A 15203-nucleotide genomic window follows, 5' to 3' on the forward strand; every position below is an offset into this window, starting at 1 on the left:
ATGTCTTCACTTCAATACCGACGATAACTGGAAACAACCAATATGGAGAGTTCTGTGGGCATCATTCCTGTGATCCTTTCTGGAGGTGCCGGTACCCGGCTGTGGCCCATGTCCCGGCAGCATTTTCCCAAGCAGTTTCTGCCGCTGACGGGGCAGGCGCTGACGATGCTCCAGGCGACCCTGGCGCGGCTGCCTGACGCATCGGCCATGGGGGCACCGGTAGTCATCTGTAATGATGCTCACCGGTTTCTGGTGGCCGAGCAGTTACGACAAATGGGAAACGAGCCGGGGCAGATCATCCTGGAACCGGTGGGCCGAAACACCGCGCCAGCCGTGGCGCTGGCAGCGTTGGAACAGACGGCCTCTGGGTCCGACCCCATCCTGTTGGTAATGCCTGCGGATCACTTGGTTTCCAATGTCGAGGCCTTCCAGAAAGCGCTGGAGGAAGCGGTGTCCCTGGCTGAACAGGGAGGTCTGATCACGTTTGGTGTGGTCCCCACGGAGCCCCATACGGGCTATGGGTATATCCTGGCCGAGCGGACACAGGAAGGCTTGGGGGCCTCGGTCAAGGCCTTCGTGGAAAAACCCGATCAGGCCACTGCCGAAGATTATCTGGCCTCCGGAGATTATTACTGGAATAGCGGCATGTTTGTGTTCCGTGCATCGGTGTATCTGGAGGAACTGCAGCAGCATGCGCCGGACATCCTCGAGGCATGTCGTCATGCCATGGCAAGCACGCAGGTGGATCTGGATTTCTTGCGAGTGGACAGGGAGGCGTTCACGGCCTGTCGCTCCGAGTCCATTGATTATGCGGTCATGGAAAAAACCTCCCGGGCAGTAATGGTTCCTCTGGAGGCCGGGTGGAGTGATGTGGGCTCCTGGGAGTCCTTATGGTCGGTAGGGAAGCAAAATGGTGATGGCAATGTGGCTGTGGGCGATGTGATGACGGTGGGGGCCCGCAACTGCTACGTGCACAGCAACCACCGGCTGGTGGCGGCTGTGGGTGTTGAGGATCTGATCGTGGTGGAGACTTCCGATGCGGTTCTGGTGATGCATAAGGATCGCAGCCAGGATGTGAAAGAGGTGGTGGCGCGTCTGAAGGCTGAGGGACGGGAGGAGTCGGAGAATCACCGCTGTGTGGCACGTCCCTGGGGGAGTTACGAGCAGATCGACATGGCCTCGCGTTTCCAGGTAAAGCGGATCACGGTGAAGCCGGGTGAGACACTGTCACTGCAAATGCACTATCACCGTGCCGAACACTGGGTGGTGGTGAGGGGCACTGCGCGTATCACCCGGGGGGATGAGCAGTTTGTGCTGACCGAGAATCAGTCCACGTTCATCCCCCTGGGGGTTACGCATCGGCTTGAGAATCCCGGCAAGATTCCCCTTGAACTCATTGAGGTGCAGTCAGGGAGTTATCTTGGGGAGGATGATATCGTCCGGTTTGAGGATACCTACGGGCGGGCATGAGGTGAGGGCCAGCCGTCAGGCCGCTGTCTCCTGCTTGATATGCAACTGTGCCAGCAGGCGGCTTATCCCCTCGACGCGCTGATCCAGGCTCTCCATCTCGGCGGTAAATCGTAGCGTGTCCTGACCATCCAGACGGACGGTGTCGGGTTGGGATTGAACCAACTGGATCACGCTCATGGGATCCACCGGCGGGTGGGGATGAAATATCAGCCGGCCACCCTTGGGTCCCAGTTCCAGTTTGCGCACACCCAGAGGCTGCAGCTTCAGCTTCAGGCGCGTGGTCTCCACCAGGTTCTTGGCTTGGGCGGGCAGTAGCCCGAAACGATCCACCATCTCCACCTCCATCTCTCGAAGCTGGTCCGTGTCCTGGCAGGCGGACAACCGCTTGTAGAGGATCAGGCGAGTATGGATATCGGGCACATAGTCATCGGGCAGCAGCGCCGGCAGCCCCAGATCCACTTCCGTGGTGTCGGATGTGGTGTGGTCCAGGTCCGGGACCTTGCCCTCCTTGAGGGCCTTGACGGCTCGATCCAGCAACTCGTTATACAGGGTGAAGCCGATTTCCTGAATCTGCCCACTCTGTTCATCTCCCAGCAACTCCCCAGCGCCGCGGATCTCCAGGTCATGGCTGGCCAGGGTGAAGCCCACACCCAGATCCTCAAGGGATTCAATGGCTTCCAGGCGCTTGATGGCATCCTTGGTCATGCCTGATGGGTGCGGGGTGATCAGATAGGCATAGGCCCGATGATGGCTGCGCCCCACACGTCCTCTCAACTGGTGCAGCTGGGAGAGCCCCATTTTGTCCGCTCGGTGGATGATGATCGTATTGGCAGTGGGCACATCGATACCGGTTTCGATGATGGTGGTACACACCAGGACGTTGTAGCGCCGGTGATAGAAGTCCAGCATCACCTGTTCCAGTTCCCGCTCCCGCATCTGACCATGGGCGATGCCGATGGTGGCCGAGGGGATCAACTCCTGCAGTTCCCGAGCCGCCTTTTCGATGGTTTGCACCTCGTTGTGCAGGTAATACACCTGCCCACCGCGACGGATCTCTCGCAGACAGGCCTCCTGGATCAGGGCGCTGTTCCATTGGCTGACAAAGGTCTTGATGGTCAGGCGCTCCTCCGGCGGCGTGGCAATGATGGACAGATCGCGCAGTCCCGACAGTGCCATGTTCAGGGTGCGGGGAATGGGCGTGGCGGTGAGGGTGAGCATGTCCACTTCTGCCCGCAGGGACTTGAGGCGCTCTTTATGACGCACCCCAAAGCGCTGCTCCTCGTCGATGATCACCAGCCCCAGGTTCTTGAAGCGCAGATTGCCCTGAATCAGCTTGTGAGTGCCGATGACGATGTCCACACGCCCATCCTCAAGCCCTTTCATGGCCTCCTGGTGCTGTTTCTGAGAACCGAAGCGGGACAGCGATTCAATGCGAACGGGCCAATCGGCGAACCGGTCGCGGAAGTTCTGGTCGTGCTGTTGGGCCAGCAGGGTGGTGGGTACCAGTACCGCCACCTGCTTGCCGCCCTGGATGGCCACGAAAGCCGCGCGCATGGCAACTTCGGTCTTGCCAAAGCCCACGTCGCCGCAGACCACCCGGTCCATGGGTCGCTCGGAGGTCATGTCATCGAGTACCGCATCGATGGCGCTGAGCTGGTCGGGCGTTTCTTCGAACGGGAAGGCCGCGGCGAACGCGGCATATTCTTCTCCCCGCGCCTGGTAGGCATGGCCCTGACGTGCTGCCCTGCGCGCATAGATGTCCAGGAGTTCGGCGGCCACGTCCCGGGCTTTTTCCGCGGCCTTGCGCCGGGCCTTGGACCAGGTTTCGGTGCCCAGCTTGTGCAGCGGGGCATGTTCCGGGTCTGCCCCGGTGTAGCGGCTCACCAGATGCAGCGAGGCCACTGGCACATAAAGCTTGTCGCCCCCGGCATATTCCAGGGTGAGAAATTCCGTTTCCTGCCCGCCGGCGGTGATTTTCTGTAGCCCAAGATAGCGCCCCACGCCATGGTCCTCGTGAACCACGGGGGCGCCGGCATGCAGGTCGGTGAGGTTGCGAACCACCGCGTCCGCATCCCGGGTGGGTTTGCGGCGGCGGCGTTCCTGACGGGCCTTTTCACCGAAGAGTTCGGATTCGGTGAGTACCGCGATCCCACCGCCGGGCAGGCAAAGGCCGGATTGCAAGGGACCGATGGTGATGGCGGGTGAGGCGTCTGATGCCAGGAAATCGGCCCAGGCATCCACATGATGCGGGATGATCCCGAAGGGACGCAGGGTGTCCAGCAGCACCTCGCGACGCCCGGGAGATTCCGCCATGAGCAGCACCCGTCCCGGGAAATCCGTGAGAAAGTCATTGAGCGCCTTGGCCGGTTCGGTCTGACGAACCTGCAGTCGCAGATCGCCATGGGGGCGGGCATCGGCGTCCTGGGCATTGCCCGGGGTATCGTCCTGCACGGACTCGCTGGTCAGGCCCAGTGTGGGCCAGTCGCGCGTACCATTGGCCACCTCCTCCACATTGAGAAAGAGGGTATCGGGAGGGAGGAGGGGGCGTTCCCGGTCGTGACGGCGCTGTTCGTAACGATGGGCTACTTGATCATTAAACGCCTGCGCGGCACTGAGCGTATCGCCGACATGGATCGCCAGGGTGTTGTCGGGCAGGTAGTCGAAGAGGGTTTCCATGCGTTCGAAAAACAAGGGCAGATAGTACTCGATGCCCGCCGGTGCCGCCCCCTGACTGACCTCCCGATAGACATGGCTGGCCTGGGGGTCTCCTTCGATCGCGGTGCGATAGTTCTGACGGAAGGCCTTGATGCCGGCCTCATTGAGGGGGAATTCATGGGCAGGGAGCAGGCGCACCTCGCGGATGGTGTCACGGGAGCGCTGGGTTTCCGGATCAAAGGTGCGGATGGTCTCGATCTCATCATCCAGTAGATCGATGCGATAGGGGGCATCGCTACCCATGGGGTAGACATCCAGCAAGGCGCCGCGCACCGCATACTCACCGTGCTCCATGACCTGGCTCACGTGCTGATAGCCCGCCTGTTCGAAACCTTCCCTGAGTTTGTCCCGGTCGATCCGTTCGCCCTGTTGCAGCATCAGACACTCCGACTGCAGCCAGGCGCGGGGGGGCAGGCGCTGCATGAGGGTGGTGATGGGAATGATCAGAGCGCCCCGCTTCAGGGCAGGGAGGTGGTAAAGGGTTTCCAGTCGGCGGGAAACAATGTCCTCATGGGGTGAGAAGACATCGTAGGGCAGGGTTTCCCAATCCGGCAGGGAGAGGATCGGTACTTGCTCTCCAGAAAGAAAGAAATCCAGTTCCTGTTCCAGGCGCTCGGCAGTCTGGGTGTCTGGTGTGATAACCAGGGAAACGCCATGGTGCCGGCGGGCAGCTTCCGCAACGGCCAACCACAGGGCAGAGCCGGAAAGGCCTCCCCACCGGACGGAGTGTCCGGCGGTGGGGAGTTCAAGTGTGTCAAGCGGATTGGAGATGCTGTTTTGTGGCATTCGGTATGCGCGCGGCCGGGGTGTGTTTCAACAGGCCGCCGATTATACCGTGCCCTTTTTGTTTACGCGCCCGATCCCCGTAAGTGGGGGATCGGGGTCGCCTGTTGATCCTGTGAGCGAATCAGGCGTCTTTGTCGGAGTCGGTATTCATACCCAGCAAGTTATAAGCCGGGCACCAACCGATGGTGGCGGTGGCCAGAGGAATCAGGCCGATCCAGCCCCAAGGGGTTTGTGGGCCGACAAAAACCAGGGCCAGCAGCACCAGGCCCACCACGACACGGATCATGCGGTCGTTGGAACCCATGTTCTTCATTTCTTCAAAATTCATCTTAAAAACCTCCTTGGGTTGTTACAGCAACCCCTCACTCTAACGGTAAATGGGCGTCGTGTCGTTGATAAGAGTGGATCCAGGGCTGGAAATTTCGCTATGGATCCACTCAGGCGTCACGATACCGCTTGAGCAGGTCGTCGTAGGCATCGATGCGCCGATCCCGAAGGAAGGGCCAGATACGCCGCACGGCCTCGCCGCGTGCCAGATCCACATCCACCAGCAGGCAGGCCTCTTCATCGGTGGAGGCCTGATCCAGGTATTCCCCCTGGGGGCCGCAGACGAAGCTGCTGCCCCAGAACTGGCTTCCGGCCCCCACGCCGGATGGGTCGGCTTCAAAGCCCACCCGGTTGCAGGCGGCCACAGGCACCCCGTTGGCCACCGCATGGGCGCGTTGCACGGTCATCCATGCCTCCCGTTGGCGAGCCTGTTCCTCTGCGTTGTCGCACGGGTCCCAGCCAATGGCCGTGGGATAGATCAGTAATTCAGCGCCGGCCAGGGCCATGAGTCGAGCGGCCTCGGGGAACCACTGATCCCAGCAGACCAGCACCCCCAGGCGTCCCACGGAGGTATCCACGGGATGGAAGCCCAGATCCCCGGGGGTGAAGTAAAACTTCTCGTAATACCCCGGATCATCCGGGATATGCATCTTGCGGTAGCATCCGGCCAAGCGGCCATCGCTGTCCAGCACCACAGCGGTGTTGTGGTAGAGGCCAGCAGCACGTCGCTCGAACAGCGAGCCGACAATCACCACGCCCAGTTCTGCCGCAAGTTCCGCCAGAGTTTGGGTGGTCGGGCCGGGGATGGGTTCGGCCAGATCAAACACCCGGGTATCCTCCGTCTGGCAAAAATAGGGGCCCGTGTGCAGTTCCTGCAGGATGATTAGCCGGGCTCCTTGTTCAGCTGCCTGGCCGATGCCCTGCAGGCTTTTGTCCAGGTTGGCCTGGGTGTTGTCGGTGTTGGATTGTTGAATGAGTGCAATACGCATGATGTGGGGTCTGCGGGTTTCAGGTGTGGTCAAAGCCGACGTCGGAAGCTGCGCACGGCCAGGTAGAAGTGAAAACAGGCCAATAGCATCAGGCCCAGGCTGACAAGGAATATCCCCCCATAGGCTCCGAACAGGATGAGAATGCCCAGGGTCATCAGGCAGGCACCGGTGGCGCCCTGGATGATGAGGCTGTTGATGGGGCCAGCATTCCATGTGGACATGGTCAGGAACCACCACCCCATGGGGATGCCCGGAGCTGAAAAAAGCAGCACCAGTTGCTGGGGTATGCCCCCCAGGTAGCCCACGCCGATATAGACGCCCAGCCCGGCCAACATCAGCAGCCCCACGCCCACGGCGGCAATGCGATAGGTGGGTTGCCTGGAGCGCAGCCAAGGATGTCTCGCCGGCTGGGGTGATGCGTTGGGGGGGTGTTTCTTGGCGAATCGCATGAATTTTCTGCCAGGGATGAGGGTTCACCCCAGTCCAAGGGTGTCTCGGATGGGATGTCAGCGCAGGATCAGTAGCGGTGCGCGGGATCTCTTCAGCATGCGTGTGGTCGTGCTGCCCACGAAGAACTGTCGGACCCTGGAATGTCCGAAGGGCCCCATCACCAGCAGTTGGATGTCGTGATCCTCCTGATAGGCAGTCAAGCATTCTTCCACGGGACCGGGGCGGACCTCTGCACGCATGGCAAAGCCCTTGCGTTCCAGAATGCTTTGTGCTGCGTGGATCATGGCGCGATTGTCGGCGTTATCCTTGCCGACCATGAGCAGGTGCCCTGACAGCCCGCTGAGCAGCCGGCTTTGCGCTACCCGGGCCACCACTTTGTTGGCTGCTTCACTGCCATCGTAGGCGATCAGGAAACGCTGCGGGGTGGTGTAATGTTCCGGGACGATCAACACGGGTGCGCCCAGGGTGCGAATGATGGTTTCCAGGTGGCGGCCCACTTGCTGCATGTCGCCTTTGGAGTGATTTCCCTGGCGGCCCACCACCACGATGCGGGCCTCGTGCTGCAGTTCCTGAAGTACCTGGGCAATATCGCCCTGGCGCAGCAGATTGCCCGGTTCCAGGATGCCCTGGCGCATCAGTCGATCCGAGGCCTCGTTCAGGAGGGCCTGGCCCTGTTTTTGAGGCAACTGACGTCCTTGTTGTTGCGTCCGTTCCTGCGTGCTGTGAGGCGACTCCTGGCGTTCCAGGGGTGACGCCTCGCGGACCGGTCGGGTACCGGAGGTTTCCGGCTGAATGCTCACATGGAGCAGCATCACGGGAAGGTCCATGCACCGACTCACCCAGGCCGCGTGATCACACACGGATGGCGAAGCGCGGGATCCGTCAATGCAGGCAACGATGTTGTTCATTTGCATCACCTCAAGCGCATCGGTCGGCGGTATCCGCTGAGGCTGCCTGCCGCCGTGGTATCCATTTGGATTGATCCGATGGAATATGGTGCCCGGAGCCGGACTCGAACCGGCACGGCCTGAGGCCGAGGGATTTTAAATCCCTTGCGTCTACCCATTTCGCCACCCGGGCGGGGTGATTGCAGGTCCGGCACCTTACTCCCATGATGCACCCGCAGGAGGGCAGTATAACGGCCCCGGCAGGCGGGTAAAAGCAATGGACTTAACCTAGAGCCCCTGATGCCGCTAACCTGAGGTGAGTGCCTTTCATGACTGATCAAGGAAACAGAAGATGAGTGCCAAATCCGAGAGTTTGATGAGGTTGGTGGCCCTGACCCGCGGTAGCGAGGAGGTGGGCCCGCTGCTGGCGGATTACGTACAGCGAAAATACCACGTCAAGGATATATCTTCCTTTATCTCCGGCGATGTGGAGGGGGTAGACGATAAGGAGGCTCTGTACGAGCAGTGGGCGCAATGGATTGAGAACGGTGAGTTGGATCGATTCGTCATTGATGAACCTCCCGAGGACCATGACGATGTCGACAATGGCCAGCCCTTTCAGGATCCCGAGGAGGCCTTGCTGGATATGGTGGAGGCTGAGTCCGAGCCCAAGCGCGAGTCGGCATCCACCCCCACTCCGTTGCACCCGGGAATGATTCCGGAAGCGGCGCCGGAGCCAGAGCCGGAGCCGGAACCAGATGCGACTCCGGAACCGGAACCGACTCAGGAGCCGGAGCCGACCATGACACCGCAGGATTCAGACGAGGAAGCAGACATGGCCGCAAAGCCGGAAAGTACATCGCAGCCCGAGAGCCCTTCCGAGGACCGCGCCTCCGCTGGCAGCCTGGACGCCATCGTGGCATCCATGATCAGTGCGCGCCTGGAGGCATTGCCGCCGCCAGAATCACCTGTTTCGGAGGAGCGCATCCGCGAAATCGTTCGCGAGGAGGTGCGTTCCATGTTGCGAAATATGCTGTCATAGATGACGAAGGCACGAGACCTGCCGTCATCCCGCATTCGAGCGTCTGAATGCGCATGTTCCCGGGATTTCCTCTCCGGCAGAGGAGTACACTGATGAACGGGTGGTGAGCCCGGTCTGTCAGGGCGCCCCGCATCCGGCGGGCGCCCTGTATACGGGCGCCCTGTATAAATGGGTTGATGGCAACGACCCCGGGAGGTCGAGCTATGTGGTTGCGGGTGGGTTGTACCCTTGAGATGGACTTCCAGGTGGAAAGTCCCATGCTGTTGCTCATGCGGCCGCGCAGCGATGCGCACCAATGGGTGGCGCAGGACCGCTATACCGTGTCGCCCGGCATGCCGATCGTCGAGTATACGGATATGTACGGTAATCTCTGGCAGCGACTGACGGCGCCTGCCGGCCACTTTCAGGTGCAGGTGCAGTCAGAGGTGCAGGTTCCCACCCGGTTGGAGCGGGCGCCGGGTGCGCCTTTTGTGCTGGTACAGGACTTGCCGGACCAGACACTCATGTACCTCACGCCGAGTCGCTATTGCGACTCGGATCGTTTGGGTCAGCAGGCCGCACAGATCGTGCGGGGCAAGATTCCGGGGTACGATCAGGTGGATGCCATCACTCGCTGGACCCATCGCCACATGACGTATCTCACCTATTCCGATCCTGCTCCGATCTCGGCGCGGGAGGCCATCGAGCGAGGCAACGGGGTTTGCCGCGATTTTGCCCAGGTGGGTATTGCACTGTGCCGGAGTCTGAGTATCCCGGCGCGCTATGTGGTGGGCTATCTGCATCGGTTGGAACCCATGGATCTCCATGCCTGGTTCGAAGCCTATGTGGGCGGGCAGTGGTTTACCTTCGACCCCACTCAGGCGGAAACGCAGGTTGGACGGGTACGTCTGGGGTATGGTCGTGATGCCTCCGATGTGCCGGTGTTCAACCAGTTTGGCCCCTTGGTGATCCCCTCTCGCATGGACGTATTCGTGGAGCAGATCGAGGATCTGACCCACTGAGCTGATCGCCCCCTCCCCTGGGTTGCCCCGTTAGCGAGGTTATCCCAAGGGCGGCAGCGGGGTGGCATTCACTCCAATGGTTCCACTTGATGCAGCTGCAGACTGCGCCCTTCTTCGGGGGCGTAGTGAAAACGGCCTGTCACCTTGACCGTCTCACCCAGGTGAGGGGCGATCATATCGTCCGGTTCAACCCCCACGCGACGCAGTTGCTCGTCCTCGATCCAGTAGTGCAGGGGGTCCTCCACGTAGCGCACCACACCCTGAGTGGTGATCATTTGGCCATCATGGCTGGCGGGTTGGGACGCAAGTACCATCAGGGGGACTTGCGCGGCGGGCTCCTCTCCACCGCAGGCTGATAGCATCAGCCAGGTGGTGGCGGCGGCGATCAGGGGTAGGGAACGGGCGAATCTCATAGGAACTCCTTAAGGAGGGGAGGGTAAGGGGTTGGGTCAAGCCCCGGCATTTCGTTGCAGCCATCGATCCAGTTGATTGGCAAAGGCTTGCCGGTCACCCTGGCTGAGGGCTGGCGGGCCGCCGGTGTCGACGCCGCTTGCCCGTAGGGTGTCCATGAAGTCTCTCATCTGCAAACGTTGGCGGATCGTGTCCCGGGTGTACAACTCACCACGCGGGTTGAGTGCCTGTCCCGCCTTGTCCAGTACCTCGGCGGCCAGGGGGATGTCGGCGGTAATGACCAGGTCCCCCGAGGAGATCCGGCGCACGATTTCGTTATCCGCCACATCGTAGCCGGATCCCACCTGTAGGGTTTTGATAAAGGGTGAACGCGGTACCTGGATGAATTGGTTCGCTACCAGGGTGACGGAGATTCGGGTGCGTTGTGCCGCACGAAACAGGATCTCCTTGATCACCACGGGGCAGGCATCCGCATCCACCCATATGCGAGGGCCGGGGTCGTGTGTAGCGGGTTGAATGGATGTCATTGCACCAGTGTAAACCACATTTCTGTTCAGGATCCCCTGTGATTGCCCTGACTCCCTGCATCCAGGGGGTGAAGCCCCCCTGGATGCAGGGGAGTTAAAGGGGGACTTCAGAGCGGCTTGCCTTGGCCTGGCATGCCTGAACCGCTTTGACCAGGTTGTCATTCGGGGCAGGGGCATGCCCCCAGCCATCCACATGGATCAACTGCTCCAAAGGCAATCGAGGGCGCCAGCCTGCGGCTTCCAGTTCAGGTTTGTCGTGGAAGTGGCTGACACGGCCAATACACAGATAGGCCACGGGGACGATCTCGTCAGGTAGATTCAGTACCTCGCGGATATCCTCCGGCCGAAAGATGCTCACCCAGCCCACGCCCAGCCCCTCGCTGCGGGCGGCCAGCCACAGGTTCTGCACGGCGCAGACCACACTGTAAAGGTCCATTCGGTGGTCGTGGGTGCGACCAATCACCACCGGGCCGGCACGCTCCCGGTCGCAGGTGATGCACAGATTGATGGGGGCATCCAGAATGCCCTCCAGGCGCAGACTGCGGTAGGTTTCCTGTTTCTCGCCTTCGAACATCCCCGCTGCCTCTTCATTGGCACGGGTGAACGCCTGATGCGCCCGATCCTTGATTTGCGGATCCTTGACGACCACGAAACTCCAGGGCTGCATGTAGCCTACCGAGGGAGCAAAGTGGGCCGCCGTCAGGATCCGGGCCAGCATGTCATCGGGCACCGGGTCGGGCAGGAACTGCCCTCGCACGTCCCGCCGGCAGAGCATATTGCGGTAGATGGCCTCGCGTTCGGCCTGAGTGAAACGGTGAGGTTCGTGGTTTGAATCACCAGCCTGCATGTTATTCCCCTTGTTCAAGCAGGTGGGACGGCAGCCCGGCCTTGCTGCCGCATAATGAAGCTGTCGGGCCGGTCTTCTGACTCGGGTTCGTCCCGTGGAAACGCCTTCCCGCGCATGGCAGTGGCATGATGTCTCCGCGGTCCCCCTCACAGCGCTGGGCGCGTTGCGGACTCGGTGATCGTGGATCGATCACCCCACCGCATTCCCGATTCTCCCGTGTAAAAACGGGCACCCGACAGCCGATGATGAATGGCGGGGTGCAGTATAACGGATAGTCTGCCTGGTTCGGCAGGATGTCCCGGGTGGAAACCGGTGCCCCATTTTCCAAAACCTGTCGGTATACTGGCCGCATGGATGCGCCTACATTTGCCGTCACCGATGGCCCCCTGCTTCAACTGACTGGATTGCAATCCGATCACATGGGGCCGGTTGATTTGTCACTGGCGCCTGGCGAACTGTTGCTCATCGCCGGCCCCTCCGGAGCCGGCAAGTCGCTGCTGCTCAGGGCTATTGCCGATCTGGATCCCCTTCGTGGCCAGGTATGGCTGGACAACCAGTTGCGGGAAACCATTCTCCCCGCCCTTTGGCGCCGCCAGGTGGGGTATTTGCCGGCAGAGCCCGTGTGGTGGGCGGATACCGTGGATGCGCATTTCACGGGAGTTCAGGACGACTGGCTGGAGCAGTTGGGGTTCCAGTCGGACGTGCGCCAATGGGAGGTGGAGCGCCTCTCCAGTGGCGAGCGTCAGCGCCTGGCCCTGGCCCGGATGCTCGGCAATGGTCCTCGAGTGTTGCTCCTGGATGAGGCCACGGCCAACCTGGATCCCGACAATACTCTGCGCATGGAGTCCCTGGTCAGGGGATATATGACTGAACGACAGGCCGGTGCCATCTGGGTCAGTCATGATCATGAGCAGCGCCAGCGACTGGGTGGCCGTCTGCTGATGATGGAACTGGGGCGGCTGGCCGAACCCGCGCTGGAATCGAGGGCCTGACCATGGAGGTGATACATCTTTCCCCCTGGGATCTGAGCATCGCTGCCCTGCTGGTCATGGCTTTGGCGCTGTTGACGAGCCGCGTGGGCATGGGCCTCTCCAAGGGCCTGCTGGTGGCAGCGACGCGCACCGTGATCCAGTTGCTGCTCATCGGACTGGTGCTGACCACCTTGTTCGAGCACGCTGCCTTGCATTGGGTGGCTCTGATGGCGCTGATCATGCTGCTGGTGGCGGGCCGCGAGGTAATGGCACGCCAGGCACGGCGTTTTCGGGGCTGGTGGGGATATGGCATTGGCACCTTGGCCATGTTCACATCGGCCTTTACTGCCACGATTCTGGCCCTCACGGTCATCATCAGCCCCGCCCCGTGGTGGGAGCCACAGTACGCTATCCCCCTGCTGGGTATGCTGCTGGGCAATACCATGACGGGCATTGCCCTGGGCCTGGACCGGCTCACCACCACGGCCTGGCAGCAGCGGCGCATGATCGAAGGGCGTCTGATCCTGGGGCAGACCTGGTCCGAGTCCATTCAGGATATCCGCCGGGATGCTGCCCGCAGTGGGCTCATGCCCATCATCAACGCCATGGCCGCTGCCGGTATTGTCAGCCTGCCGGGCATGATGACCGGTCAGATACTCGCCGGCACCCCCCCCATGGAAGCGGTGAAATACCAGATACTGGTCATGTTCCTGATCACCGCCGGCACGGGCTTTGGCACTTTGGGGGCCATCTGGCTGGGCGCCCGGCGCCTGTTCGACGAGCGCGAACGTTTGCGGCTGGATCGGCTGGCCTGACGAGGACCCCGCCCCCGGGAGCGGGGGCATCAAGAGATTTGCCAGTCCACCACGGGGCGTTCGCTCAGCAGCCATGACCCCAGCCCAGCGACCACGAGTCCAACCAGGGCGAAGAGCATGAAGGTGGTCACATGGCCTTCCGTGCCGACAAGCCAGCCGGCCAGTGGAGAGCCGGCAACCTGGCCGATTGAGGTGGCGAGCAGGGGCACGACCGGGCCAAGGGATGGCGCCTGCTCCATGATCTGGATACTCCTGACCAGGTAGAAACCGGTGAGAGTCATGTATCCCACGCCGAACAGGGCCGCGGATGACAGGGCGAGAGCAAAGTTGCCTGGATCCCAGGCCAGTAGCGCGATAGAAGCCGACATCACAGTGAGGCCGGCAGCATGGCTAAGGGCCGGTCCGAAGCGAGAAATGAGATCACCCGCACCGCCCCCCGCGATTCCTCCAATGCCCACGGCCAGCCACATCCAGGCGGTCTGGCTCGATGCCAGACCTCCAGAAGTGATCACCGCATCGGGCGCGAACACCCAGTAGGCCGCGCTGACGCACCCCATGGCAAAGGCCAGTGAACTCAGCCGCCCGATGCCAAGCCATTGCATGCGACTCACGGGGGGAGGCGCTGGGCGAGATGGTGACGCTGTGGCAGGCCGATCCTCCCGAGGCAAATAGACGAGAGTCGCCAGGGCGCCTATGGCAGCCAGGGCGGCGAACCCCATATAGGCGCTACGCCAGGCCTCTGCCCAGATCAGCACGGCCGGCATGGCAAGTGCGATGCCCAGGCTGGTGCTGGCATTGATGGTGGCATTCACCCTCCCGCGAAGGTGGGGCACCACCACCCGGTGAACGGCCTCCGCCATGACAGGAGAGGACAATCCGGTGCTGATTCCACAGATCAGCACACCAACGGCCAGCAGCATGGATGTGGGTGCCTGAGCAATCGTGATCAGCCCCACCCCGGCCAGACTGGCGGCTGTTAGCGCTGCGTGTCGTACCCCGAGGCGACGGGTCATCCAGGGGGCGACAAGGATGGCGAAGACAAAACTCAGGAAGGGGAGGGCGCCGATGACCCCGGCCATGGTTGGCGTGATCGTCAGTTCGTTGCGCATTTCGGGCAGAAAGAGTCCGAATACGAAGCGAGCCAAGCCGTAGGTAATGGCGATGACCCCGCCGCCGAGGGTCGCCATGCCAAGAGGGGATAAGGGTTTCATCGAGTCTCGCTTTGCGCTGCCAACAGCAGGGTGTCAACGGCCGCCCGGGTGTCGGCCAGGGCCGCCTGCGTGCCCAGCAGGGCCACGGCGGTGTTGCTTCCTTCCAGTACCATGAAAAGCCGTCGCGCCAGGCCGTCGTGGTGATCCAGCCCATCGCGGGCCAGGCCGGCCTCAAGGCGCCCCAGCAGGTCGGCCTTGGCGGCAACCGCCAGGGCATGAATCTCGGTGCTGTGTTCGGCGAACTCCCCCATGGCCTTGACCATGATGCAGCCATGCTGGCTGTGGTTTTCCAGCCAGCGGCCATGGGCGTCCACCAGGGCCCGAGTGACCTGGCCCGGCACCGCGGAGGCCGTTGCCGTATCGAGGCTGGCCATGAAGCGTTCATGGCGCGTCGCCAGGACGGCGGCCACCAGGGCCTCCTTGGAGGCGAAATGGTTATAGAGCGTCATGCGCACCACCCCGGCGGCTGCCACGATGCGGTCGATTCCCGTGGCATGAAAGCCCTCTTCATAGAAGAGTCGCTCGGCGGTGGCGAGCAGTTGGTCACGTTTGGAGGCGGGCATCGAGGATCCTATTTATATAGATCAGTCTATATAAATATGAACGTCATGACTGGCGCTGTCAAAGGATTTCTTGGCCAGCTGCTTCCGGCAGGCACTGAGCGGTCCTTTTGAACTGGACGCAGCCTTGCTGCAGGGGCGTCTTGATGGCCGCAACGTCATCGCGGTCATTCGAATACGGGCTGTATCTCGCG

General features: G+C 61.7%; 15 protein-coding genes, 1 tRNA gene and 1 riboswitch. Of the genes, 5 read left to right on the forward strand and 11 right to left on the reverse strand.

The genetic code is table 11. The annotated features are described in order from the left end of the window. Positions 1 to 42 precede the first annotated feature (42 nt). Positions 43 to 1470, forward strand: a complete 1428-nt coding sequence (locus BMY52_RS02050) for a mannose-1-phosphate guanylyltransferase/mannose-6-phosphate isomerase (RefSeq protein WP_090250183.1) — start codon at positions 43 to 45, stop codon at positions 1468 to 1470. Positions 1471 to 1485: 15 nt separating this feature from the next. Here BMY52_RS02050 and mfd read toward each other — a convergent pair whose 3' ends face one another. The 6 genes from mfd to BMY52_RS02080 form a co-directional block, all read right to left on the reverse strand. Beyond that, complete coding sequence (gene mfd / locus BMY52_RS02055; RefSeq protein WP_090250185.1) at positions 1486 to 4971, reverse strand: transcription-repair coupling factor; 3486 nt, start codon at positions 4969 to 4971, stop codon at positions 1486 to 1488. Between the two features lie 121 nt (positions 4972 to 5092). After that, a complete protein-coding gene (locus tag BMY52_RS02060) occupies positions 5093 to 5299 on the reverse strand; it encodes a YgaP family membrane protein (protein ID WP_090250188.1) in 207 nt (68 codons plus the stop codon). A 109-nt stretch (positions 5300 to 5408) separates the two neighbouring features. Continuing rightward, the gene (locus BMY52_RS02065; protein WP_090250190.1) at positions 5409 to 6287 is read right to left on the reverse strand and encodes a carbon-nitrogen hydrolase; all 879 of its coding nucleotides are present in this window, start codon (positions 6285 to 6287) and stop codon (positions 5409 to 5411) included. 29 nt (positions 6288 to 6316) lie between these two features. Continuing rightward, positions 6317 to 6736 carry a hypothetical protein gene (locus tag BMY52_RS02070; RefSeq protein WP_090250193.1) on the reverse strand — a complete coding sequence of 140 codons (420 nt, stop codon included), beginning with the start codon at positions 6734 to 6736 and terminating at the stop codon, positions 6317 to 6319. A gap of 57 nt (positions 6737 to 6793) precedes the next feature. Further along, entirely contained in the window at positions 6794 to 7645 is an 852-nt protein-coding gene (locus BMY52_RS02075) for a universal stress protein (RefSeq protein ID WP_177169804.1), read from the reverse strand. Between the two features lie 86 nt (positions 7646 to 7731). Then, positions 7732 to 7817 (reverse strand) — tRNA-Leu (locus BMY52_RS02080). A 159-nt stretch (positions 7818 to 7976) separates the two neighbouring features. Here BMY52_RS02080 and BMY52_RS15490 point away from each other — a divergent pair. Next, a complete protein-coding gene (locus BMY52_RS15490) occupies positions 7977 to 8666 on the forward strand; it encodes a hypothetical protein (protein ID WP_090250197.1) in 690 nt (229 codons plus the stop codon). A 203-nt stretch (positions 8667 to 8869) separates the two neighbouring features. After that, a complete protein-coding gene (locus BMY52_RS02090; protein WP_090250199.1) occupies positions 8870 to 9667 on the forward strand; it encodes a transglutaminase domain-containing protein in 798 nt (265 codons plus the stop codon). A 68-nt stretch (positions 9668 to 9735) separates the two neighbouring features. On the opposite strand, the gene BMY52_RS02095 is transcribed toward BMY52_RS02090, so the two are convergent. The 3 genes from BMY52_RS02095 to bluB all read right to left on the reverse strand — a co-directional run bounded on the left by BMY52_RS02095 (position 9736) and on the right by bluB (position 11452). Further along, positions 9736 to 10080 (reverse strand): hypothetical protein, encoded by a 345-nt coding sequence (locus BMY52_RS02095; protein ID WP_090250202.1) that lies wholly within the window; start codon positions 10078 to 10080, stop codon positions 9736 to 9738. 36 nt (positions 10081 to 10116) lie between these two features. After that, a complete protein-coding gene (locus BMY52_RS02100; RefSeq protein ID WP_090250204.1) occupies positions 10117 to 10605 on the reverse strand; it encodes a YaiI/YqxD family protein in 489 nt (162 codons plus the stop codon). 94 nt (positions 10606 to 10699) lie between these two features. Continuing rightward, complete coding sequence (gene bluB, locus BMY52_RS02105; RefSeq protein ID WP_090250207.1) at positions 10700 to 11452, reverse strand: 5,6-dimethylbenzimidazole synthase; 753 nt, start codon at positions 11450 to 11452, stop codon at positions 10700 to 10702. A 49-nt stretch (positions 11453 to 11501) separates the two neighbouring features. Continuing rightward, positions 11502 to 11703, reverse strand: a riboswitch (cobalamin riboswitch). 99 nt (positions 11704 to 11802) lie between these two features. Here bluB and BMY52_RS02110 point away from each other — a divergent pair. Further along, positions 11803 to 12444 (forward strand): ABC transporter ATP-binding protein, encoded by a 642-nt coding sequence (locus tag BMY52_RS02110; protein ID WP_090250548.1) that lies wholly within the window; start codon positions 11803 to 11805, stop codon positions 12442 to 12444. A 2-nt stretch (positions 12445 to 12446) separates the two neighbouring features. Next, entirely contained in the window at positions 12447 to 13238 is a 792-nt protein-coding gene (locus BMY52_RS02115) for an ABC transporter permease (protein ID WP_090250209.1), read from the forward strand. 29 nt (positions 13239 to 13267) lie between these two features. On the opposite strand, the gene BMY52_RS02120 is transcribed toward BMY52_RS02115, so the two are convergent. Continuing rightward, positions 13268 to 14449, reverse strand: a complete 1182-nt coding sequence (locus BMY52_RS02120) for an MFS transporter (protein ID WP_090250211.1) — start codon at positions 14447 to 14449, stop codon at positions 13268 to 13270. Continuing rightward, positions 14446 to 15012 carry a TetR/AcrR family transcriptional regulator gene (locus BMY52_RS02125; protein ID WP_090250213.1) on the reverse strand — a complete coding sequence of 189 codons (567 nt, stop codon included), beginning with the start codon at positions 15010 to 15012 and terminating at the stop codon, positions 14446 to 14448. Before BMY52_RS02125 ends, BMY52_RS02120 begins: the two co-directional genes overlap by 4 nt. Positions 15013 to 15203 lie beyond the last annotated feature (191 nt).

The sequence above is a fragment of the Ectothiorhodospira marina genome (assembly GCF_900109495.1).
GTDB lineage: Bacteria > Pseudomonadota > Gammaproteobacteria > Ectothiorhodospirales > Ectothiorhodospiraceae > Ectothiorhodospira > Ectothiorhodospira marina.

Excerpts from the sequence above, each read along its gene's own strand:
- BMY52_RS02050 (WP_090250183.1), top strand. The coding sequence starts at position 43 with ATGGAGAGTTCTGTGGGCATCATTCCTGTGATCCTTTCTGGAGGTGCC.
- mfd (WP_090250185.1), bottom strand. The coding sequence starts at position 4,971 with ATGCCACAAAACAGCATCTCCAATCCGCTTGACACACTTGAACTCCCC.
- BMY52_RS02060 (WP_090250188.1), bottom strand. The coding sequence starts at position 5,299 with ATGAATTTTGAAGAAATGAAGAACATGGGTTCCAACGACCGCATGATC.
- BMY52_RS02065 (WP_090250190.1), bottom strand. The coding sequence starts at position 6,287 with ATGCGTATTGCACTCATTCAACAATCCAACACCGACAACACCCAGGCC.
- BMY52_RS02070 (WP_090250193.1), bottom strand. The coding sequence starts at position 6,736 with ATGCGATTCGCCAAGAAACACCCCCCCAACGCATCACCCCAGCCGGCG.
- BMY52_RS02075 (WP_177169804.1), bottom strand. The coding sequence starts at position 7,645 with ATGAACAACATCGTTGCCTGCATTGACGGATCCCGCGCTTCGCCATCC.
- BMY52_RS15490 (WP_090250197.1), top strand. The coding sequence starts at position 7,977 with ATGAGTGCCAAATCCGAGAGTTTGATGAGGTTGGTGGCCCTGACCCGC.
- BMY52_RS02090 (WP_090250199.1), top strand. The coding sequence starts at position 8,870 with ATGTGGTTGCGGGTGGGTTGTACCCTTGAGATGGACTTCCAGGTGGAA.
- BMY52_RS02095 (WP_090250202.1), bottom strand. The coding sequence starts at position 10,080 with ATGAGATTCGCCCGTTCCCTACCCCTGATCGCCGCCGCCACCACCTGG.
- BMY52_RS02100 (WP_090250204.1), bottom strand. The coding sequence starts at position 10,605 with ATGACATCCATTCAACCCGCTACACACGACCCCGGCCCTCGCATATGG.
- bluB (WP_090250207.1), bottom strand. The coding sequence starts at position 11,452 with ATGCAGGCTGGTGATTCAAACCACGAACCTCACCGTTTCACTCAGGCC.
- BMY52_RS02110 (WP_090250548.1), top strand. The coding sequence starts at position 11,803 with ATGGATGCGCCTACATTTGCCGTCACCGATGGCCCCCTGCTTCAACTG.
- BMY52_RS02115 (WP_090250209.1), top strand. The coding sequence starts at position 12,447 with ATGGAGGTGATACATCTTTCCCCCTGGGATCTGAGCATCGCTGCCCTG.
- BMY52_RS02120 (WP_090250211.1), bottom strand. The coding sequence starts at position 14,449 with ATGAAACCCTTATCCCCTCTTGGCATGGCGACCCTCGGCGGCGGGGTC.
- BMY52_RS02125 (WP_090250213.1), bottom strand. The coding sequence starts at position 15,012 with ATGCCCGCCTCCAAACGTGACCAACTGCTCGCCACCGCCGAGCGACTC.